Source organism: Micrococcaceae bacterium Sec5.1 (genome assembly GCA_039636795.1).
Taxonomy (GTDB): Bacteria; Actinomycetota; Actinomycetes; order Actinomycetales; family Micrococcaceae; genus Arthrobacter.
The window spans coordinates 4,864,150-4,884,078 of sequence record CP143430.1; the positions used below are offsets into that span (position 1 = coordinate 4,864,150).

At 62.2% G+C, this 19,929-nt stretch carries 20 protein-coding genes and 2 riboswitches; of the genes, 8 read left to right on the forward strand and 12 right to left on the reverse strand.

What is annotated here, in order from left to right:
• Positions 1-2: 2 nt before the first annotated feature.
• Positions 3-1,331: an NtaA/DmoA family FMN-dependent monooxygenase gene (locus tag VUN82_22250; protein ID XAS71769.1), complete on the reverse strand. Its 1,329-nt coding sequence runs from the start codon at positions 1,329-1,331 to the stop codon at positions 3-5.
• A gap of 166 nt (positions 1,332-1,497) precedes the next feature.
• Positions 1,498-1,609: riboswitch (SAM riboswitch) on the forward strand.
• Positions 1,610-1,623: 14 nt separating this feature from the next.
• Between VUN82_22250 and VUN82_22255 the strand changes: the two genes are divergently transcribed.
• The 4 genes from VUN82_22255 to VUN82_22270 are packed head-to-tail and all read left to right on the forward strand — an operon-like array spanning position 1,624 to position 4,113.
• Positions 1,624-1,890: a DUF1737 domain-containing protein gene (locus tag VUN82_22255; protein XAS71770.1), complete on the forward strand. Its 267-nt coding sequence runs from the start codon at positions 1,624-1,626 to the stop codon at positions 1,888-1,890.
• Complete coding sequence (locus VUN82_22260) at positions 1,887-2,297, forward strand: rhodanese-like domain-containing protein (GenBank protein XAS71771.1); 411 nt, start codon at positions 1,887-1,889, stop codon at positions 2,295-2,297. Before VUN82_22255 ends, VUN82_22260 begins: the two co-directional genes overlap by 4 nt.
• Positions 2,298-3,506: an O-succinylhomoserine sulfhydrylase gene (locus VUN82_22265; protein XAS71772.1), complete on the forward strand. Its 1,209-nt coding sequence runs from the start codon at positions 2,298-2,300 to the stop codon at positions 3,504-3,506.
• 10 nt (positions 3,507-3,516) lie between these two features.
• The gene (locus VUN82_22270) at positions 3,517-4,113 is read left to right on the forward strand and encodes a hypothetical protein (GenBank protein ID XAS71773.1); all 597 of its coding nucleotides are present in this window, start codon (positions 3,517-3,519) and stop codon (positions 4,111-4,113) included.
• On the opposite strand, the gene VUN82_22275 is transcribed toward VUN82_22270, so the two are convergent.
• The 5 genes from VUN82_22275 to VUN82_22295 all read right to left on the reverse strand — a co-directional run bounded on the left by VUN82_22275 (position 4,110) and on the right by VUN82_22295 (position 10,089).
• Entirely contained in the window at positions 4,110-5,309 is a 1,200-nt protein-coding gene (locus VUN82_22275) for a glutamate--cysteine ligase (GenBank protein ID XAS74770.1), read from the reverse strand. The two genes, VUN82_22270 and VUN82_22275, sit on opposite strands and share 4 nt — an antisense overlap.
• Positions 5,310-5,435: 126 nt before the next feature.
• Entirely contained in the window at positions 5,436-6,959 is a 1,524-nt protein-coding gene (locus VUN82_22280; GenBank protein ID XAS71774.1) for a UDP-N-acetylglucosamine 1-carboxyvinyltransferase, read from the reverse strand.
• A gap of 105 nt (positions 6,960-7,064) precedes the next feature.
• Complete coding sequence (locus tag VUN82_22285; protein ID XAS71775.1) at positions 7,065-7,859, reverse strand: energy-coupling factor transporter transmembrane component T; 795 nt, start codon at positions 7,857-7,859, stop codon at positions 7,065-7,067.
• Positions 7,856-9,469, reverse strand: a complete 1,614-nt coding sequence (locus VUN82_22290; protein XAS71776.1) for an ABC transporter ATP-binding protein — start codon at positions 9,467-9,469, stop codon at positions 7,856-7,858. The genes VUN82_22285 and VUN82_22290 overlap by 4 nt, the downstream gene beginning before the upstream one ends.
• Positions 9,469-10,089 carry an ECF transporter S component gene (locus VUN82_22295; GenBank protein XAS71777.1) on the reverse strand — a complete coding sequence of 207 codons (621 nt, stop codon included), beginning with the start codon at positions 10,087-10,089 and terminating at the stop codon, positions 9,469-9,471. The genes VUN82_22290 and VUN82_22295 overlap by 1 nt, the downstream gene beginning before the upstream one ends.
• A gap of 77 nt (positions 10,090-10,166) precedes the next feature.
• Positions 10,167-10,303: riboswitch (TPP riboswitch) on the reverse strand.
• 131 nt (positions 10,304-10,434) lie between these two features.
• Between VUN82_22295 and VUN82_22300 the strand changes: the two genes are divergently transcribed.
• Positions 10,435-11,112, forward strand: a complete 678-nt coding sequence (locus VUN82_22300; GenBank protein XAS71778.1) for an NUDIX hydrolase — start codon at positions 10,435-10,437, stop codon at positions 11,110-11,112.
• 36 nt (positions 11,113-11,148) lie between these two features.
• The gene (locus tag VUN82_22305) at positions 11,149-11,409 is read left to right on the forward strand and encodes a DUF4235 domain-containing protein (GenBank protein ID XAS71779.1); all 261 of its coding nucleotides are present in this window, start codon (positions 11,149-11,151) and stop codon (positions 11,407-11,409) included.
• An 82-nt stretch (positions 11,410-11,491) separates the two neighbouring features.
• On the opposite strand, the gene mnhG is transcribed toward VUN82_22305, so the two are convergent.
• The 6 genes from mnhG to VUN82_22335 are packed head-to-tail and all read right to left on the reverse strand — an operon-like array spanning position 11,492 to position 17,773.
• Positions 11,492-11,881, reverse strand: a complete 390-nt coding sequence (mnhG, locus tag VUN82_22310; protein ID XAS71780.1) for a monovalent cation/H(+) antiporter subunit G — start codon at positions 11,879-11,881, stop codon at positions 11,492-11,494.
• Positions 11,871-12,149 (reverse strand): monovalent cation/H+ antiporter complex subunit F, encoded by a 279-nt coding sequence (locus VUN82_22315; protein ID XAS71781.1) that lies wholly within the window; start codon positions 12,147-12,149, stop codon positions 11,871-11,873. The genes mnhG and VUN82_22315 overlap by 11 nt, the downstream gene beginning before the upstream one ends.
• Positions 12,146-12,712: a Na+/H+ antiporter subunit E gene (locus tag VUN82_22320; protein XAS71782.1), complete on the reverse strand. Its 567-nt coding sequence runs from the start codon at positions 12,710-12,712 to the stop codon at positions 12,146-12,148. The genes VUN82_22315 and VUN82_22320 overlap by 4 nt, the downstream gene beginning before the upstream one ends.
• Positions 12,709-14,277, reverse strand: a complete 1,569-nt coding sequence (locus tag VUN82_22325; GenBank protein XAS71783.1) for a Na+/H+ antiporter subunit D — start codon at positions 14,275-14,277, stop codon at positions 12,709-12,711. Before VUN82_22325 ends, VUN82_22320 begins: the two co-directional genes overlap by 4 nt.
• Positions 14,274-14,774: a Na(+)/H(+) antiporter subunit C gene (locus tag VUN82_22330; GenBank protein XAS71784.1), complete on the reverse strand. Its 501-nt coding sequence runs from the start codon at positions 14,772-14,774 to the stop codon at positions 14,274-14,276. Before VUN82_22330 ends, VUN82_22325 begins: the two co-directional genes overlap by 4 nt.
• Entirely contained in the window at positions 14,771-17,773 is a 3,003-nt protein-coding gene (locus VUN82_22335) for a Na+/H+ antiporter subunit A (protein XAS71785.1), read from the reverse strand. Before VUN82_22335 ends, VUN82_22330 begins: the two co-directional genes overlap by 4 nt.
• A 203-nt stretch (positions 17,774-17,976) precedes the next feature.
• Between VUN82_22335 and VUN82_22340 the strand changes: the two genes are divergently transcribed.
• Together VUN82_22340 and VUN82_22345 are read left to right on the forward strand one after the other, a co-directional pair.
• Complete coding sequence (locus VUN82_22340; GenBank protein XAS71786.1) at positions 17,977-19,380, forward strand: MFS transporter; 1,404 nt, start codon at positions 17,977-17,979, stop codon at positions 19,378-19,380.
• A gap of 63 nt (positions 19,381-19,443) precedes the next feature.
• Entirely contained in the window at positions 19,444-19,926 is a 483-nt protein-coding gene (locus VUN82_22345; GenBank protein ID XAS71787.1) for a cation:proton antiporter regulatory subunit, read from the forward strand.
• Positions 19,927-19,929 lie beyond the last annotated feature (3 nt).

Consider the following 19,929-nt stretch of genomic DNA (forward strand, 5'->3'; position numbering starts at 1 on the left):
GGTCAGAAGTCCAGAAGATTCTGGCGGAAGCCGCCGTCGCCGTAACTCTTCCTCAACAGGCCGCGGCGGCGCAGTTCGGGAGTCAGCTTGTCCAAGACGCCGTGCACGGTTACGGGGTCCACGAACCCCGAGAAGAGGAAGCCGTCCCCACCCACCGCCTCGCCGGTCTCCTCAAGGTAGTCCGCGATTTCACCAACCGTGCCGATGATCGAATCGCCGGCACCACCGCTGCGTGCCTGAAGGATCTGGCGCAGGGTAGACCCCGGAGGCGCTGCCTTGGCGAAGTGCTCCAACGTGCCCTGGTTGCTGTTGGTGCTCAATTCAGGCAACGGCGCATCGAGGTCGAACTGCTTGAAGTCGATCACGGACAGGTAGGAGATCGAGTTGAGCTGGCTGTCGATATCACGCTGGGTAAGCTCCCGGCGCTGCGCCCGCAACTCCTCAGCCTCGGCTGATGAGCCAACCACGGTGGGCTTCAGCACGAAAAGTACCTTGACGTCGTCGGGGTTCCTGCCAGCCTTGGCAGCCTCGGCACGGATGGAATCCCGGTAGGCCTTCATGCCGTCAGCGCCACGCGCCAAGGCGATCGCGACGTCGGCGTGCCCACCCGCGAACGCTTTGCCCCGAGGAGAAGCACCCGCCTGCACCAGCACAGGCTCCTCCGGCAGAGGCGCGGTGTTCAGCGGACCGCGGACCTTGAAGAAGTCGCCCTGGTGGTTAATAGGGTGCACTTTGGTGTGGTCGGCGAATCTGCCGGCCTCAACGTCCTCGAGCACCGCGTCAGGTTCCCAGCTCCGCCAAAGCCTCCGTACGACGTCGACGAATTCCTCCGCTTTCTCGTACCGAAGGTCGTGTTCAATCTGCTGATCCAGCCCGTAATTCTGTGCCGCCAGGTCACTGCCGGACGTGACGACGTTCCAGCCGAGCTGCCCCTCGGAGAAGTGCTGCAGCGTGGCCAGCAGCCGGGCGGCTGTAAAGGGCGGATAGAACGATGCGCTGACGGTCGGCACAATCCCTAGGTGCTTGGTGGCGGACAGAAGATACGGAACCAGGGCCAAGGGGTCATGCTTGGGCGCAAAGGAAGCGTGTGCCAGCGAGACCTCGGCGGTGCCGCCATAAGTATCAGGAACAGTAAGGGAATCCTCGATGATGAAAAGGTCAAGGCCGGATTGCTCGAACGCACGCACGGCGTCTTGATACAGGGCAGGTTTCTTCCAGTCGTAGCCCAGGCTGTAGCCGGGAGTTCCCCACCCCTGGACACCGAAACCGTGCCCCACGAACCATCCAAAATGCAGCATGGGCTTGAGTGTAGGGCTGCCTTGTCCGTTCACCGCGACCTGATTTCTTGCGAAGTTACAGGGGGTCGTACTGCGTCAATTATGCTCCCGGGGCGTCACATTTGGGCTGCTACTCCAGCACCGGCCGGTTACGCAACATGACGACCGCGTAACCGCTTGCAAGTGCGGGCCGCCGCCGCGGGATGTTACGTTTTTCTTGAGTAATGAGCACCAGCGCCAAGCCCTGACTTGCTGGTCGGCAACCCTCTCTCCGGCGGGGTGCCTCAGGTGACTACTCGGCGTATCGACACTTCGAACTGCAAGCGTGACTGAGGAGCACCAGCCAATGCCTGAACCCACTGAAGAAAAACTCTCCTACCGCCTGATTACAGGTCCGGATACACGCGAATTCTGCGAGCGAATCACCACGGCCCTCGCTGACGGCTACGTGCTCCACGGCAGCCCGGCAGCCACGTTCAATGGCACGGATGTCATCGTGGCGCAGGCCGTCGTACTGCCCGTGGCCATCGCCAACGCAGACGCCGCCGTCGCGAATGCAGTTGACCAGTTGGAGAACGACGACGACGAAGAAGCATTCGAGGGACACGCATGAGTTACGCAGGTGACCTGACCCCGCAGGACGCGTGGGCCAAGCTTGAAGACGGCGCCATCCTGGTAGACGTCCGCACCGAGGCCGAGTGGGCACACATCGGCATTCCGGACACCAAAGCCACAGAGAATGATCCCCTGTTCATTCAGTGGAACCTCGCCGGCGGCATTCCCAACTCCCGCTTCCTCGAGGACCTGCAGCAGCAGGCACCCGAGGGCGAGGGCGTGGAACTCGTTTTCATTTGCCGCTCAGGCCAGCGCTCCATCTCTGCTGCCATCGCCGCGACGCAGGCCGGATTCACCGCCTACAACGTCCTCGAGGGCTTCGAAGGTGACCCGGACCGGTATGGCGAACGCACCATCAACGGCTGGAAGAACCGTGGCCTGCCGACCAACCTGGGGAACGACTAAGTGACTTTCAATCCCGATGCCGCCAGCTGGAGCCCTGACACCCAGGCAGTACGCGGTGGCCTTGACCGTACCAACTTCCAGGAGACGTCCGAACCCGTTTTCCTGAACTCCGGCTTCGTCTACGAATCCGCTGCCGCCGCCGAACGCGCCTTCACTGGCGAGGACGAACGCTTCGTTTACTCCCGCTACGGCAACCCGTCCGTGGCCACGTTCCAGGAGCGGTTGCGGTTGCTCGAAGGAACCGAGGCTTGCTTTGCGACGGCGTCCGGCATGTCCGCGGTGTTCACCGCCTTGGGTGCCCTGTTGGCTGCCGGTGATCGCGTGGTTGCCGCCCGCTCCCTGTTCGGCTCGTGCTTCGTGATCCTCAATGAGATCCTGCCGCGCTGGGGCGTAGAGACCGTGTTTGTCGATGGTCCCGACCTCGATCAGTGGCGTGCTGCCCTCTCCGAACCCACCACCGCTGTGTTCTTCGAGTCGCCGTCCAACCCGATGCAGGAAATCGTGGACATCGCCGCCGTCAGCGAGCTCGCGCATGCAGCGGGAGCGACCGTCGTCGTCGACAACGTCTTTGCCACTCCCCTGCTGCAGCGTTGCGGTGACTTGGGCGCAGACGTCATTGTTTACTCCGGCACCAAGCACATCGATGGCCAGGGGCGCGTCCTCGGCGGCGCGATCATGGGCACCAAGGAATTCATCGATGGCCCGGTCAAGCAGTTGATGCGGCACACCGGGCCGTCGCTCTCCGCGTTCAACGCGTGGGTATTGACCAAGGGCCTGGAGACCATGGGGCTGCGCGTGAACCACAGCTCGGCCTCCGCTTTGAAAATCGCGGAATGGCTCGAGCAGCAACCTGCCATTAGCTGGGTCAAGTACCCCTTGTTGAAATCGCACCCGCAGTACGAACTGGCGGCGAAGCAGATGAAGGCCGGCGGTACTGTGCTGACGTTCGAGCTGCTGCCCTCTTCCGGGCGGTCCGCCAAAGACGCCGCGTTCGCGTTGCTGGACGGTCTGCGCGTCATCGACATCTCCAACAACCTGGGCGACTCCAAGTCCCTCATCACGCATCCGGCCACCACCACCCACCGGGCCATGGGGCCTGAAGGTCGCGTGGCCATTGGGTTGAGCGACGGCGTGGTCCGTTTGTCCGTGGGCCTGGAAGATGTAGACGATCTCATTCTGGATCTGGAGAAGGCCCTCAAACAGGTCTAACCTGTCTCGCATGAGCGGGAATCATCCCTATCGCCGTGCCGGAGCGGTCATCGTTGCCGGCACGGCGATCTGGTTTGCAGGTATTTCGCCGGTGTCGCGCGTCTACATCACCCCCGACGCCGCCGAACGTCTTCGTATGCTTGAGGCGGGCCAGCGTGGCTGGGTTATTGGGCAGCACCTCGCAGCGGCTGGAACCGTCGCGGTGCCTGTGGGATTCGCAGCCTTTGCCGGTCGTCTTCCGGGCGGACGGGCGAAGCGGTGGGCTGTTGCAGCCGCGGCCGCTTTGCTGGCAGGGGCCCCGCTCTTTGTGTCGAGTTTGTCCCGCCGGGCCTCGGACCTGGAACGCTTTGCCTACGGCCGGGGATCCAATGCGCCATTCCTCGCCTACTCCGGGCTCCACGTTCTTGCCTTGGCGGCGCTGGGCGGAAGCCTCCTGGCGTCGCCCGCCAAACGATGGATCGGGGTCACGGCCGCAGCCAGCGCGCCCATCTACGGCGCCATCCTTGTGGCCAAGAAGGACATCCCACCATTCGTGTTCTACCTGGTCGAGGGCTTGGCTGGGGCGTACCTGATGACATGGGAAGAGGCTGACTCCGTAGAAGCCTAGGGCCGGCGGACCCTGGTCAGGATGGGCGCCGGATCCTTGTGCGAGTCTGCGGTAGCGCCACGAAGCGTCACCTTCACGGCATGTCCAACCACCGCCCCCAGCGCCTCATTGCTGGGCGGACTCCCCGGCGGATTTTGTGCCTCACGTTGCCGGTTGTTGAAACGCTCTGCTGCTTCGCGTTGCTCCCGGGCTCCGTTCCCGCGCTCAAGGATGTCCGAAATTCCGGCCTTCACGAGTTCCAGTTCACCTTGGTCGTCCAGGACTGGGCTCAGATAATCCACCAAGGCCCAGACCACATCCGCTGCCGGTTGGGGACGGAAGTCGCCAAAGTCCAGGAGGTCTCCGCGAAGTCCCGAATTGCTCGCTTGCCAACTCGCCATCCGGAGCAAGGCCGTCGGGACTGAGGCGGGCTCAACGCCGTCGAGCATTTCCAGGGAAGCGGTCTCAACCAATGCCCTCACAAGCACTGCTATCAAAGCTGCGTCTTCCGAGCGGAGGCACACGTCAGCCACCCTCACTTCCACCGTGGGATGATTGCGGGAGATGCGGGCGTCGAAGTAGATCATGCCCTCGTCAAGGAGCACCCCCGTGTCCAGGAGGCGCTGGACCATGCGCCGGTAGGCAGTCAACGAGCCAAAAACGGCAGAAGGCCCGGACGTCGGCCACCGGTTCCAGGCCTGGATCCGGTAGCTCTCGAAACCCGTGGGCAGCCCACGCCAGTATGGGGAATTGGCGCTGATGGCCGTTAAAACAGCAAGTTTGTCGCGAATGTGATCGAGGACCACCACGCCCTCTTCAGGCGACTCCACGGCAGTGTGCACATGGAAGCCGCACGTCAGTTGCTCGTGGGCCGTCAACCCGAAGCGTTCAAGCATCACGGCAAAGCGCGGATCTGGAGTCGTATGGGTGTTCTTAGCCAGGGGTGACGTGGCAAGCGCGGCCACCCGGGCGTTGTGTTTCCTGGCACCGTCATTGGCCATCGCACGTCCGCGCCGGATCTGCTGGAGGAGCTCACTGTAGCCATGGCACGGGCGGGTCTGGGTTTCGATTTGTTCCAGCTTCAGTTCGTGGCTCAGCCCCATCCCTGTTTCAGGCGCGGGTTCCGTGCCTGCCAGCAGCGCATCCGCGAGGGCCAAGGGCTCGCCCGTCACAGGATCGACGATGAGTAGCTCTTCCTCCACCCCGAAAGTCCGCATGGCACCATTCTGCTTCATGCGGCCCGGGAAATTCTGCTGGATCATCGCTCCATTGCCGACGTGGCGTCCCGGGAATCCGGGCTCCTCCCCACGTGGGGAGCAGGATGATCCAGCAGAAAAGCGTGCCTAGTCCTGGAAGTACTCCACTTTGGCGCCAATGGTGTTCAGGCGCTCGGCCAGATCCTCGTAACCACGTTCGATCACGTAGATGTTGCGAAGCTCCGAGGTTCCACGGGCAGCCAACATCGCCAGGAGCAGGCAGGCTGCCGGACGCAGGGCTGGTGGGCAACCGATCTCCGCGGCCCGCCACTTGGTGGGACCGTTGACGTAGATCCGGTGCGGGTCCAGGAGTTGCACCTGGGCGCCCAGCTTGTTGAGCTCCGTCAGGTAGATGGCGCGGTTCTCGTAGACCCAGTCGTGGATCATGGTCTGGCCCTCGGCGTTGCCCGCAATCACGGCGAAGAAGGGCAGGTTGTCGATGTTGAGCCCAGGGAACGGCATGGGGTGGATCTTGTCCTGTGGCGCGTGGAGCTCGGAGGGCTTGGTGGTGACATCCACCAAACGCGTCCTGCCGTTGCGGGCCATGTATTCGCCTGAGATTTCCAGCTTCTGGCCCATCTGCTCCAGGGTGGCCAGCTCGATTTCCATGAATTCGATAGGCACCCGGCGGATGGTGACCTCGGAGTTGGTCACGATGCCCGCAGTGATCAGGCTCATGGCCTCGATGGGATCCTCTGAAGGGAAGTACTCGATCTCCACATCTATGGATGATCGGCCCGTGATCTTCAATGTAGTTGTGCCGACGCCCTCGATGGTGACGCCCAGGCCCTGCAAGTAGAAGCAAAGATCCTGGACCATGTAATTGGGGCTCGCGTTGCGTATCACGGTGGTGCCCTCACGGTGTGCAGCAGCCATGATCGCGTTCTCGGTGACGGTGTCGCCACGTTCGGAGAGAACGAAGGAACGGTCGTGCCCATCGGCAGGGGGTGCCACTACGGAGTAGAAGCCCGACTTCGCGCCAACCGTGAGCCCGAACTGGCGCAATGCCTGCATGTGGGGCTCGACGGTGCGCGTGCCGAGGTCGCAGCCACCGGCATAGGGAAGAAGGTACTCGGCGGTCTCGTCCAAGAGGGGCCCGAGCAGCATGATGACGCTGCGTGTACGGCGAGCCGCCTCCACGTCCATCGACTCAAGGTCAAGGACTTCAGGCCTGCGGATACGGAGGTCGCTGCCGTTGAGCCAGGTGCATTCGACGCCGATGGACGTCAGCACCTCAACGATCCTGTTGACCTCCTCAATGCGGGCCAAGCGACGCAGCGTGGTGGTGCCCCGGTTGATCAGGCTGGCACACAACAGGGCCACGCCGGCATTCTTGCTGCTGTTGACATCCACTTCACCGGATAGCGTGTGACCGCCTTCCACCCGGAGGTGCGTCATCTGCGGTTTGCCGACCTTGACGATGGAGCGGCCGAAGATGGCCTCCAACCGTTCAATCATTCGGAGGCTGAGATTCTGTTTGCCCTGCTCCATTCGGGCGATAGCGCTCTGGCTGGTTCCCAGCTCAGAAGCCAACTGCCCCTGCGTCCAGCCCTTTTCGCTTCGCGCGTTGCGGAGCAGGAGGCCTACATGTTCGGCGGTAGGTTGCGTCATACTCAAAAAAATATCACAAATGAGTTAGAAGCGGACAACAAATCGCTGATTCAGCGGCAAACATCACATGCTACCCGCATAGTGCGATATCTGTAGTTGGAAGCGCTAACGCCAGACAAAACTCCACGTTCCAGCGCCGACAGCCGTCAATACTGCAGCAGCAGCGATGACGAGGCCGCCCAGGAGCACCCAGACGTCCAAGAGGGAGTACGTGGATTCACGGGCCCACGTTCGCTGCCCGCCGCCGAAACCACGTGCCTCCATGGTGATGGCCAGCCTGGAGGCCCGCCGCACCGCCTGGACCAGCAGCCCAAAGCTCTGTCCAAGCGTTGCCTTCAGCCGTTGTAGCGGGCTGCCCTGCGAACCCACACCCCGGGCGCGCCGGGCCATGCCGATGGTCTGCCATTCCTCAGCCATCAACCCCACCAGGCGCATCGCGGCCAGCGATCCAAGGACAAAGCGGTGTGGCAGCCTTGCCTTCTGCGCCAGAGCATCAGCCAGATCGGTAGGATCCGTGCAGGTCATCAGCAGGATCGCTGGCAGCGCTATCGCCAAACCGCGCAGCATGAATCCCAGCCCCAGCCGAAGGGAACCTTCGCTGATGGACCAGAGTCCGACGTCGAGCAGTACAGCCCCGCTGTCGGCCGCCACGATTGCGGTGCTCCAGCCGCCAATCGCTGCAGCGATGATAAGTGGCCAGGCGCGCTGCCATAAAAGCCGCAGTGTGAGGCCAGCCAGCGGGAACAGCGCCAGCTCGGCGATGAGGGCAGTCGAAGCGGATACCCAGTCGATCGACAATGCGAGCACCAGCGAAATGAGGAAGACGGACACGAACTTGACCAAAGGATTGGCCCGCGTGAGGAGGGCGTGGTTGCCGCGCAGGTTCAGGGCGTCCCTCATGCGGCACCAGCTTCCTGGTGGGCTGCCTCGTTGTGTTGGTCGGGGACGCGCGGGTCCGGGACGTGCGACGCCGCCGGATCCAGCCGCATCTCTGTACCGCCAAGGACCGCACTGAATTCTTCGTCATGCGTCACGGAGACAACAGCAGTTCCGGCGTCGAGCAGTTCCGACAGGAACGACGCCAGTTCGGCCCAGGTGTTGGCATCCTGTCCGAATGTGGGCTCGTCCAGCACCAGCACCTTGGGATGGGCCGCAAGGACCGTGGCCACGGACAACCTGCGCTTCTCGCCGCCAGACAAAGTGTAAGGATTCGCGTCCACCAAATGCGTCAGCCGCAAACGCTCCACCAATTCATCCACGCGTTCTTCACCATGTCCCAGATGCTTTGGTCCGAACATCAGCTCGTCCAGGACCTTGCCTGTGACGAACTGGTGCTCCGGTTCCTGGAACACGGTGCCGATGCGCGAAATCAGCTGGTCCGCCTTCCACTTGAAGGGGTCGATTCCAGCTCCTTCGGAAAGCTCGACGGCGGCACTTACTTTGCCGTCCACGGGCGCCAGAAGGCCGGCCAATGTGAGCGCAAAAGTGGACTTGCCGGCGCCGTTAGGGCCCGTGATGGTGAGCGCCCTTCCAGCCCTGACTTGTGCACTGATACCCGATTGCACGGGGACGGGCGGGATTGTTTTGAAGCGGCGATGGCGGGACTTCTCACGGGAAACAGCCAGGTCCTGTGCCACGAGGAGAAGTTGGGCGGTGGATTCATGGCCACCCATTTCCTGAGTTGTGATCCTGCGGGCGCGAGTAGCCGGAACGTACCCCGGCACCCACACTCCCGCGGCCATCAGCATGGTGTGGGCTTCAGTTAGCACCTGATCCGGGGGGCCGTCCAGGAGCACACCGCCCCCGGCCGCGGGTGGCTGGAGGACCACGATCCTGTCCACCAGGTCCTTCCACACGGACACACGGTGCTCCACAACAACCAAGGTGGCACCGGTCTTGTCCAGGCAGCGCTGCACGGCGTCTCGAACCTCAAGCACGCCCAGCGGATCGAGGTTGGCCGTGGGTTCGTCAAGCAGGATCAGCCCGGGCCGCATTGCCAGGATGCCAGCCAACGCAAGGCGCTGCTTCTGCCCGCCGGAGAGTGCCGCCGTCGGGTGATCCAGTGCCAAACCGCCGCCTGCAGCGGTGCGCAACCCAACGTCGTCGAGCGCTTCATGGACGCGGGCCCAAATTTCATCCCGGGGAACGGCAAGGTTTTCGGCGCCAAATGCGACGTCGTCACCCACCCGTGAGAGCACCACCTGGGTCTCCGGATCCTGCTGCATCAGACCTGCGCGGCCGCGCTGTTCGCGGGGAGCGACGCCGTCGATGAACAGCGAGCCGGTCTCATCCGAATCGTCTTCCTCGTCACCCAGTACACCGGCGAGGGCATGGAGCAGTGTGGACTTCCCTGCGCCTGATGGACCAAGCAGGAGCACACGTTCGCCGGGCTCGATCCGGAGATCGAGGTCCTGGATGGCGGGTGTGGAACGCCCGGCATGCCGCCATCCCCACCCTTGGGCGGTGATGGCGGCAGGCCGGACCTGGCCGCTGCTTTGCGTGGCAGGCATTAGTTGAAGACGGGCTCCGAAGCAGCCTTGCGCGACGCGAAGGAGCTGAGGACGCCCGTCTTGGCCAGCCCGCGGGTGGCAACCCAGGACAGCGCGCCGGCGATGATCGCACCCGAAAGCGTGCAGAAGGCGATGTAGGCCAGCTTGTCGATCGCTTCGTAGGCGATGTTCCAGCCCCAAGGCAGGAAGGAATCGTTCAGACCGCAGAAGAGGCCCGCGCCAGCACCTGCGAGGAGTGCAGCGGACAGGTCGAACTTCTTGTACCTGAACGCAGCGAAGACGAGTTCTGCGCCCAGTCCCTGGAGGATGCCGGAGATGAGGACGGTGGTGCCGTACTGGGAACCCATGATGAGTTCGCCGGTGGCGGCGATGGCTTCGCAGAACAAGGCTGCGCCCGGCTTGCGGATGATGAGCATGCCCAGGACGGCCGGGATCATCCAGCCACCGGCGATCAAACCGGTGAGCGGCGGATACGTGGCGTTCATGGGGATGGATACGATTGCGGCGCCCTGGGACCAGGCCCAGAAGATCACGCCTCCGGCGATGGCAATCAAAGCTGCCACCACGATGTCTACAACACGCCAGTTATAACTGGTTTTCTTCACGCTTGCCGTGGTCATTTTTCTGCCTCCTGAGGTACAGGAGGGGAAAGTGCTCCCCGGAACTCCCGGCCGGCCTGCGCCGCCCGGATCCGGACACTCTGAGAAGCTCGACTCCCTTGCGCCGGTACTAACCGGATCAGGTTCGAGGGTCTGCGGCTGTCCGCACTCTCAGCGCCCTCGCGGCTCCTGCATCTCTGCAAGGTCCGACGGCGGCGCTCCCCTGTCGTTATTAATCTGCCCTTATGGGCGTGGTTCAGTTTACACCTGTGGGTGTTCGTGCGCGCTGGGGGCTGGTCACAAAACGGCTCGCAACCAGACCTGAGAGAATGATCCAGCAGAATCGACGCGGCAAAGGGGCATTTCATGACGGACCTTCCCACTACGGACATCCCGGTTCCCCAACCGCGCCTTGCTGCGAGCGTCATCCTGCTCCGCGACGCCCCGGGCGGGCTCGAAGCGTTCGTCCAGCACAGGGTTGCCACCATGGACTTCGCCGCCGGCATGGTGGTCTTTCCGGGAGGCCGGGTTGATGCCGCGGACCAGGACGGATGGGATTACCCGGCTGACTTGCTGGAACGGCATGCTGCAGACTGGCGCCTGACCTCCATCGCCGTCGATACCGAACAGGCCCCGGCAAAATCAGGCATGGTGCTCACCGCTGCCCTGCGGGAGGTGTGGGAAGAGGCCGGACTTCCCCTTGATGCCTCAGACCTTCGCCCTTGGGCCAACTGGGTCACGCCGACCGACATGCCCAAGCGTTTCGACACATACTTCTATGTTGCCAAGCCTGCTCCGGAAGCAGCACCCCAGCACCAAACCACAGAAGCATGGCAATCACTCTGGATGCCTGTGGACGGGATCCTGACGGCTGAAGCCTCCGGTACATTGCAGCTGATGCCACCCACGTATTACCTGCTCAAGGAAGTTGCCGGCCTCGGAACAGTGGATGCCGTCTGGGAAGCCGATCACGACGTTGTTCCTGTCCTTGCACCACGCGGTTCCATGGCAGCTTTCCTCAAAGAACGGGAAAACCGCCGCTAGTCCCAACCCACCTGGAAGTGAGGCTAGGCTGGGGGCATGAACCTCTTTTTCAAGCTGCTGGGTGCCGGAGTAAGCCTGGCAGCCGGATTCGTCGGCACCAAGTTGGTCAACAAGGGCTGGGAAAAGGCCACGGGCAACAAACCGCCCACGGGCCACGACGATATGGAAACGAGCCTCCGCTCAGCGTTGTCCTTCGCGCTGATTTCGGCCTTCGTCAGTACGCTCATCCAGGTTTTCGCGAGCCGCGGCACCCAGCGTGCCATCGCCCGCTTCGCCAAGACGCAGGACATCGTCTAGGCGGCGCATAGTCGTTCCAACGCGGGGTCAGTTAAGGTCGCTCACCGTCGTCGGGAGGGTGCTTAAGTGACCCCGCGTTGTTCTAAGTGTCCGGGGTGGAACCGTCGGCGGCTGCCCTTTGGACAACCGCTTCAAGCTCATCCTTGGTGAGCAGTTCGCGGTGCCCATGCTTGGTCCGGTAAGCGGAGCGGCCCACCATATGTGCGGAGACCGGCGCAGTCAGCAGCTGGAAAATCCAGGCCACCACCAGAACCGGCCAAACCCACCATGTGCGCATTTGCAGACCCATGGCCGCCAGCATGAGGAACAGACCCAGAACTTGCGGCTTGGTTGCCGCGTGCATGCGGCTCAGGAGATCGGGAAACCGCAAAAGGCCAATAGCGGCTCCGAGCGACATCAGTGCACCCACCACAAGAAACACGGCCGTCACTGCATCAATCACGGCATCCACTCCGGTCGCTTCAGGATTCATTGCTGTGATCCCTCCGATCCGCTACGAATCGGGCAAATGTTACCGAGCCTACGAAGCCGATCACCGCGAGAGCCACGAGCAACACCAAGTTATTCAGGTGCCGGTTCATCGCCATGTCGATGGCAAGCGCTGCGCCAAGAATGGCCAGCAGGACGTCCGATGCCAAGACTCGGTCCAACAAGGACGGGCCGATGGCGATGCGGATGATCGCGCCCACCGCAGCCAAACTCAGGATCACCGCCGTTACCAGCAGAACAAGTTCTTTCACAGGGTTGCCCCTTCCATGCCCGCACCCGGTTCAGCCTGGAGTGCGTGGAGTTCCTCGCGCGTTCCCATGATCCGGATCAGCGCGGCCTCGATGTTCTGGACTTCCTGGCGGATCTTAGTGATATCAGCATCCTCATAAATGTTGAGCGCGTGCAGGTAAAGCGTGGACGTCGAGCGGTCCACTTCCACCACCAGCGAGCCCGGAATCAGCGAGATAACGTGCCCGGTTGCCGTGACTATGAGGTCAGAATGGCTGCGCAACGGAACAGCGACGACGGCGCTGCGCACCTTTGGACCCTTCACTACGGCCAGGTAGAGGACCAGGAAGCTCGCTGCCGCCACTCTGCCCAGGAACATCAGGGCGAAGGACATGGCGCGCAGCACGTTGAACCTGCCCCCGAGCTCCACCGGCGGAAGGTAGAAGAACTTGGCCACGAGCACGGCGATGAGCGCACCGAACAGCAGGTTTCCCGGACTGAAGTCCCTCCACAGGGCACCCCAGACGATGACCAGCCATACCAGCAGGGGCAGTTCAGTGCGGAAGGAGATCGGTTTACGGCTCATTTGGCAGCCCCTGTCTGACCCACTGCTGGTACCTCCGCGGAGTCCCCCAGGACTGAATGGATGTAGGCAGTGCGGTCCAACATGATTTCCGCCGAGCCGTCGGCGAGGTGAAAGAGTGGGCCAGCAAAGACCGTGAGCGCAACACCGAAGGCCACAAGGCCAGCCGTGGAGCCCACCATTGTCCGGGGCAGTACCCCAACATTGCCTGGAGTCTGAAGCACGGGGTCCGGGTACTCGGCGTCCTCGGGCTTGCGCCAAAATGCCCTGTTCCAAACACGGGCAATTGCCAACAGCGTCAGGAGGCTGGTGAGGACGCCGCCCACCACCAAAACGATGGCAAGCGGCGTACCCAGTTGCACGCCCGCTTGGAGAAGCCCGAGCTTGCCAAGGAAACCCGAGAATGGCGGGATGCCCGCAAGATTCATCGCAGGGACGAAGAACAGCAAGGCAAGGAGTGGCGAGAGTTTGGCCAGGCCACCCAAGCGGTCAATGGACGACGATCCGCCCCTGCGCTCAATCAGGCCAGTGACCAGGAACAGGCTGGTCTGCACTGTGATGTGGTGCGCCACGTAGAACACGGCAGCGCCAAGCCCCGCGACGGACGACATTGCCAAGCCGAACACCATGTAGCCGATGTGGCTGACCAGGGTGAAGGACAAGAGACGTTTGATATCGCTCTGTGCCAAGGCACCCAGGATGCCCACCACCATGGTTAGCAGCGCCACCACCATTAAGGGCACGTTGAGGGTGTCCCCGGGAAAGAGGAGTGTCTCGGTGCGGACCATGGCGTAAACACCCACCTTGGTCAGCAAGCCAGCAAAGACGGCTGTGACGGGAGCCGGGGCTGTCGGATAGGAGTCGGGAAGCCAGAAGGACAGAGGGAACACGGCCGCCTTGATCCCAAACGCCACCAGCAGCATCACGTGCAGGAGATTCTGGGTTCCTTGATCCAGTTCGGCCAGCTTGATGGCGAGGTCCGCCATAGTGATGGTCCCTGTAGCTCCGTAAATCATGGCGATAGCGATGAGGAACAAGACGGACGAAACCACGGAGACCACCACGTAGGTGACGCCGGCACGGATGCGCGGCCCCGTCCCGCCAAGGGTCATCAGCACATAGCTGGCCGTCAACAGGATTTCGAAGCCCACGTACAGGTTGAAAAGGTCACCTGTGAGGAAGGCGTTGGATACGCCCGCCACCAGGATCAGATAAGTGGGGTGGAAGATCGAGACCGGCGCTTCCTTGTCGCCATCAGCCATGCCCTGGCCGGTGGCGTAGATCAGGACCGCGAGGCTGACAACGGTGGAAACCACGAGCATGAGTGAGGAGAACTGATCCACCACCAACACCACGCCCCATGGCGGCAGCCATCCACCGAGCGTGACGGAAGTGGTGCCTCCCTCCCACACGGACGCAAGAAGCAGGCATTCGAGCAGGAGCGTCGCGCTGAGGATCACGATGCTGACTACCCGCTGCCCAGCCGTATGCCGGATCAGCACGAATGCGAGGGCCGCCCCGAGGATCGGAAGGAGGACGGCCAGTGGCGACAGGTTGGCGAGGTTCACGGGCTGCCTCCTTCCTTGGTCCTTACAGTGTTGGGCTTTTCGGTCGCGTCCGGCTGGGCGCGGTCTTCGGGGCTGGCCGGAGTGATCGCGAACTCCGATGTTTCCAGCGGGACGATGGCGTCGTCTTCCTTGTCGAAGCTGGGAGTCCGGGCTACGCGGCGGTCTTCGATGTCATCCTGGATCTCGTCTTGCCGTGCCAAGGCCCAAGTCCGGTAGATGATGCCGAGCATGAAGGCAGTGACGGCGAATGAAATGACGATCGATGTGAGGATGAGCGCCTGTGGCAGGGGGTCGTTGTACTCACTGGAGCCTGTTTCCTTGTTGAACAAAGGAGCGAGTCCGGCGTACCCTCCCGTACTGAGGATCAGCAGGTTGGTGGCGTTGGCAAGCAGCATCAAGCCAAGCAGGACGCGAGTCAGGCTTCGCTCCAAAATCAGGTAGATACCGCAGGCATACAGGACGCCCATGACGATCAGGAGGGTCAGGTTGATGCTCATGGGTTGCCCTTCCCGGAGGCGGCCGTTTCGGCGGACTCAGTCTCGGCGGCTCGGGTCTTTACGGCCCTTGGCACCTTCCCTTCAAAATGTTCGTCGATCTCAGCGCCCAGGCTGCGTAGAACATCGAGCGCCAGTCCCACCACCACGATGTAGACACCGATGTCGAAGATCGTGGACGTTACGAACTTGACGTCTCCGAATACGGGCAGCCAAAACTCGATGATCGCGCTCTGGAACACCTGGCCGCCGAGGAGGAGCGGCACGAAACCGGACGCTGCCGCCGTCGCTAGTCCCGTACCCAACAGCGTGCCTGCACTCACTGTCGCCGCTTCACTCAACTCGAAGCGTCCTCCGGCGAGGTAGCGGATGGTGAGTGCGAGGCCTGCGGTCAGACCGCCTGCGAAGCCGCCGCCGGGCAAGTTGTGACCCGCAAGGAGTAGATAGATGGAAAAAACGATCATCGAGTGGAAGATCAGCCGGGTGACCACTTCGAAGATAATGGACCTCCGCTCAGGAGCCAGCGTCCGGCCTGCTACCAGCCACGCATCGCGGGTAACGTCCGTGAACTTCCTCGCCACGGCCAGCCGGGCACCGTCGCGGGAGTCGCGGTCGACGCCGGTGCGCCGCCCCACGCTGCCTTCCGGTACTGCCTCTGAGGTTTTGATGCGATCGCCCCGGCTGCGCACGAAGATCAGGCTGGCAACGCCAGTGGCGGCCACGGCCAGGACCGATATTTCGCCGAAGGTGTCCCACGCGCGGATGTCCACGAGGGTCACGTTGACCACGTTCAGGCCACCGCCGCCTTCGTAGGCCAGGCGTGGGAATTCAAGGGAGACAGGCGTGGCCACCCGGGCACCCATGGCGTAGATGGCAACGAAGATCATGGTGATGCCGAACGCAGCACCTACGATCACGCGGATCACCCGGAGGCGGCCACCGGTTCTGTCCCGTAGTTCGGCGGGCAGGCTGCGCATGGCCAAAACGAAGGCCACCAGCACGATGGTCTCCACCAGCATCTGGGTCAGTGCAAGGTCAGGCGCTCCTTGCAAGGCAAACATGAGCGCGATGCCGTAACCGGTGACAGACACCATGAGCACCGCCAGGAAGCGCTTGTTGGCGCGGACAGCAGCCAGCGCGCCCACCACGATGCCCACTCCCGCGATCAACTGCAACGGAGAGTTTGGATCGATGAAATAGATGCCGTCAGGCAACGGTTTGTTGGTCAGGAGCAGAGCTGCGAGGGGCACTGCGAAGGCAACCGTGAGGATGACCGTCAGATAGAAATACAGTGAACCACGCTGGGTGCGGCCCGTGACCCACACTGCGACGTCATCCAAAGCGCCAATCGTATGCTGGTAGGCGCGGTCGCCGTCCACCCAATCGGGAACCAGGCCTTGCACGCGTGAAACGACGTTGCGGCCGTAGAACATTGCGGCACCGGCAACAAAAGTGATCGCGGTCAGTCCCAAAGCGGGAGTGAGCCCATGCCACAAAGCCAAGTGCCCGGCGTCGACGGCTTCCTCCCCATCTGCGAACAGTGCTGCGTAAGGCTGGATCCAACTATCCACCGGCGCGGGCCACAGCCCGTAAACAATGGTGAGGAAACTCAGAAGGGCAGGCGCAGCCAGGAAGGCGGGCTTGATGGCTTTGAAGGGCGTGTGCTCTATACCGGGCTTCGTGGCAAAGGCACCCCACATGAAGCGTGCGCTGTACGCGAAGGTAAGGATTGAACCGATCACGAGCCCGATCAGAATCCAGATGCCCCAGACAGGTGCGTCATGGCCCATGCCATAGTGCACGAAGGCTTCAAACACGGACTCTTTGGCCACGAAACCGGCCAGCGGCGGCACCCCGGCCATGGAGGCGGCCGCGATTGCGGCCACTACCCCGAGTGCTCGTGAGGATCGGAAGACGCCGGAGAGCTTGCGGATATCGCGTGTCCCCGACTGGTGGTCGATGACGCCGACCACCAGGAACAGTGCCGCTTTGAACAAGCCATGGGCCAGCAGAAGCCCAAGCCCGGCAAGGGCGGCGTCAGGTCTGCCCAGGCCCACCACCATGGTCAGGAAGCCGAGCTGGCTCACCGTTCCATAGGCCAGGATGAGCTTGATATCTGTCTGTCGGAGGGCCCTGTATCCGCCAACCAACATGGTGGCCAAGCCGAGGCCGAGGACCATTGGCAGCCACAATTGCGATTCCGCGAAACCTGGCGCCAGCCGCGCGACGATGTAAATACCGGCCTTCACCATGGCCGCGGCATGCAGGTAGGCGCTCACGGGAGTTGGAGCCGCCATGGCACCCGGAAGCCAGAAGTGGAAAGGGACCAGGGCCGATTTGGTCACTGCACCCACCAGGATGAGAACGACGGCGGCCCCCACCATCCCACTTGTGGTGCCGTTAACGAGCGTCCCGGCTTGGTCCAGGATGGAGGAGATCCGGTAGGTTCCTGCCGCTTGGCCAAGGATGACGAGACCCACGAGCATCGCCAGCCCGCCGGCTGTTGTAACCATCAGTGCCTGAAGGGCAGAACGCCGCGCGGCCAGGCGCGTCCGGGCATAGCCGATGAGCAAGTATGACAGGACGGTGGTGAGCTCCCAGAAGATGAACATCATCAGGAGGTCGTCGGACGTCACCAAGCCGAACATGGCACCAGCAAAAGCCAGGAGCTGGGCGCCGAACCCACCGAGCCCAGGATCCTTGTTCTTGAAATATCGGGCGCAATAGACCAGGACCAGGGAACCAACGCCGAGGATGAGCAGTGACATAACCCAGGCGAGCGCGTCCATCCTGAACGCAAAGTCAAGCTTCAGGTTCGGGATCCAGGGGAATACTTCTTCTATGCCGCGACCGGAATATAAGGGGCCGTGCTGGAGGACCAGCCAAACGAAGGCCACGGCAGGAACCGCTGCCAGGACATAGAAGGCGTTCCGACCAAGTTTGCTGAAGATCAAGGGCGCCACAGTTGCCGCTACAAAGGTGGTGGCGAGAACTGTGATCACTGTTTTCTCCGCAAAGTCAGAAACGAATTGTCAAAAGTTGGAGCAGGCGGTCATACGTTGGGTTCAGTTGGACCAGTTTATCAAGGGGCCCGGACAGTTTTTGGCCGGAGCCGACGGGGCCTGCGAATGAATTCCCCGTGCGTTATTCACATAGCGGTCTGTCATCTGCCCGCCACTGTCCGAGGCCCGATAGCATTCAGGCTATGAACGCGGCCGCAGTTCCCGAAGCCTCCCACCCAGCATCCGAGCTTGCCTCCGGACCTGCTTCCTCCAAGAAGGGCCAAATCCTTGCCTGGGCGTCCTGGGACTGGGGCTCGGCTGCCTTTAACGCGATCATGACCACATTCGTCTTCACGGTGTACCTGACCTCGTCTGCCTTCGGTGGAGAGGACGCCGCGTCTGCCGCACTTGGTGCTGCGTTGGCCGTCGCGGGCCTGGCCATCGCACTGCTGGCCCCGGTGACGGGCCAACGTTCGGATGCCGGAGGCCGGCGCAAGCTCTGGCTCGGAGTCAACACGGCTGCCACAGCCGTCCTCACGGCTCTGTGCTTCTTTGTGTTCCCGCAGCCGGGATTCCTTCTTCTTGGTGTCTGCCTGATCGCGCTTGCCAATATCTTCTTTGAGTTCGCCGGCGTGAACTACAACGCCATGCTGGCCCAAATCTCCACACCCAAAAACATCGGCAAGGTCAGCGGTTTTGGCTGGGGCATGGGATACCTCGGTGGGATCGTGGCCCTGTTGCTGGTCCTGCAACTCTTCGTGCAGCCATCTTTCGAATGGTTCGGTGCTTCCACTGAAGAATCACTGAACATCCGGCTTGTGGCCATTTTCTCGGCTCTGTGGTTCTTCATCTTCGCCCTGCCCGTGCTGTTCGCCGTTCCGGAAGTTTCCGTGAAGAAGGACACCGCTTCCCTGGGCTTCATCGCGTCGTACAAGCTGCTGCTCCGGCGGATCGTGGCCATTTATCGCACCAGTCCCCACACCATTTACTTCCTGCTGTCCAGCGCGATCTTCCGCGACGGCCTTGCTGCCGTCTTCACGTTCGGCGGGGTGATCGCTGCCGGGACCTTTGGTTTCGAACTCAAGGAAGTGATCTTCTTCGCGATTTTCGGCAACGTCGTCGCAGCCGTTGGCGCAATCATCGGCGGCTTCCTGGACGACAAGATCGGACCAAAGGCAGTCATCGTGATTTCCTTGGTGGGTCTGCTGATCGCGGGCACCTTCATCCTGGTGCTTGGCAACGGAAACTACGTGTTCTTTGGAAACAGCTGGCCTGCCGCCAATACTTTCTGGATCTTCGGCTTGCTGCTGTGCCTTTTTGTTGGCCCAGCCCAGTCTTCGTCAAGGGCCTATCTGGCCAGGCTCGCCCCCGACGGCGAGTCGGGAGAACTCTTCGGGCTCTACGCCACCACGGGCCGGGCTGTCAGCTTCCTTGCCCCCACCCTCTTCACCCTGTGCATCACAATTGCCGCTCCAATTGTTGAAGAAGGTGGCGCTCAGCGATGGGGCATCCTCGGCATCATGGTTGTCCTGCTCGCCGGCCTTCTGGTGATCCTGCCGGTGAAGCCGCCCACCAAGGTGGAAATAGCCGTGGTACCAGAACGTTAACTACATAAGACCGGCTGAATACGAACGCCGTACCAGACGGTACAACAGAGTTAGGGTGGAGATATGAACGTGGATGAGACTGAACTCCCGGGCCTTGGGATCCGTAAGGATTTCGTCACGGCCTCGGGCCGTCGCATCGGTGTCGTTGAGCTTCGCGAAGGCGAGACAGAGCTCTTCGTGTCCACTTGGGATGACCCGGACACGTGTCAGGCTTCCATTCCCCTCACAGCCGATGAAGCCGCCACCCTGGGCAATCTCCTGGGCGGGCAGCACATCGCCATGCGTCTGGCAGAAGCCCACCGCGAGATACCTGGCATCGTGACCCGCCAGTTCTCCATCACCCCTGATTCCCCATTCGTGAACCAGCCCATGGGCAAAGCCCAGATCCGTACCCGCAGTGGCGTTTCGATCGTTGCGATTATGCGTGAAGGCGAGGTCGTCCCGTCGCCCGCACCCGACGTCGTACTTCACACTGGTGATTTGCTCGTTGCGGTTGGCACCCAGGAAGGCCTCGACTCGGCGGCCGATATCCTCCGCAACGGCTGACCC

What these genes read in the sequence shown, in the direction of transcription:
- VUN82_22255 (XAS71770.1), top strand. Translation starts at nt 1,624, where the DNA reads ATGCCTGAACCCACTGAAGAAAAACTCTCCTACCGCCTGATTACAGGT.
- VUN82_22260 (XAS71771.1), top strand. Translation starts at nt 1,887, where the DNA reads ATGAGTTACGCAGGTGACCTGACCCCGCAGGACGCGTGGGCCAAGCTT.
- VUN82_22270 (XAS71773.1), top strand. Translation starts at nt 3,517, where the DNA reads ATGAGCGGGAATCATCCCTATCGCCGTGCCGGAGCGGTCATCGTTGCC.
- VUN82_22275 (XAS74770.1), bottom strand. Translation starts at nt 5,309, where the DNA reads ATGCGGACTTTCGGGGTGGAGGAAGAGCTACTCATCGTCGATCCTGTG.
- VUN82_22280 (XAS71774.1), bottom strand. Translation starts at nt 6,959, where the DNA reads ATGACGCAACCTACCGCCGAACATGTAGGCCTCCTGCTCCGCAACGCG.
- VUN82_22285 (XAS71775.1), bottom strand. Translation starts at nt 7,859, where the DNA reads ATGAGGGACGCCCTGAACCTGCGCGGCAACCACGCCCTCCTCACGCGG.
- VUN82_22290 (XAS71776.1), bottom strand. Translation starts at nt 9,469, where the DNA reads ATGCCTGCCACGCAAAGCAGCGGCCAGGTCCGGCCTGCCGCCATCACC.
- VUN82_22295 (XAS71777.1), bottom strand. Translation starts at nt 10,089, where the DNA reads ATGACCACGGCAAGCGTGAAGAAAACCAGTTATAACTGGCGTGTTGTA.
- VUN82_22300 (XAS71778.1), top strand. Translation starts at nt 10,435, where the DNA reads ATGACGGACCTTCCCACTACGGACATCCCGGTTCCCCAACCGCGCCTT.
- VUN82_22305 (XAS71779.1), top strand. Translation starts at nt 11,149, where the DNA reads ATGAACCTCTTTTTCAAGCTGCTGGGTGCCGGAGTAAGCCTGGCAGCC.
- mnhG (XAS71780.1), bottom strand. Translation starts at nt 11,881, where the DNA reads ATGAATCCTGAAGCGACCGGAGTGGATGCCGTGATTGATGCAGTGACG.
- VUN82_22320 (XAS71782.1), bottom strand. Translation starts at nt 12,712, where the DNA reads ATGAGCCGTAAACCGATCTCCTTCCGCACTGAACTGCCCCTGCTGGTA.
- VUN82_22330 (XAS71784.1), bottom strand. Translation starts at nt 14,774, where the DNA reads ATGAGCATCAACCTGACCCTCCTGATCGTCATGGGCGTCCTGTATGCC.
- VUN82_22340 (XAS71786.1), top strand. Translation starts at nt 17,977, where the DNA reads ATGAACGCGGCCGCAGTTCCCGAAGCCTCCCACCCAGCATCCGAGCTT.
- VUN82_22345 (XAS71787.1), top strand. Translation starts at nt 19,444, where the DNA reads ATGAACGTGGATGAGACTGAACTCCCGGGCCTTGGGATCCGTAAGGAT.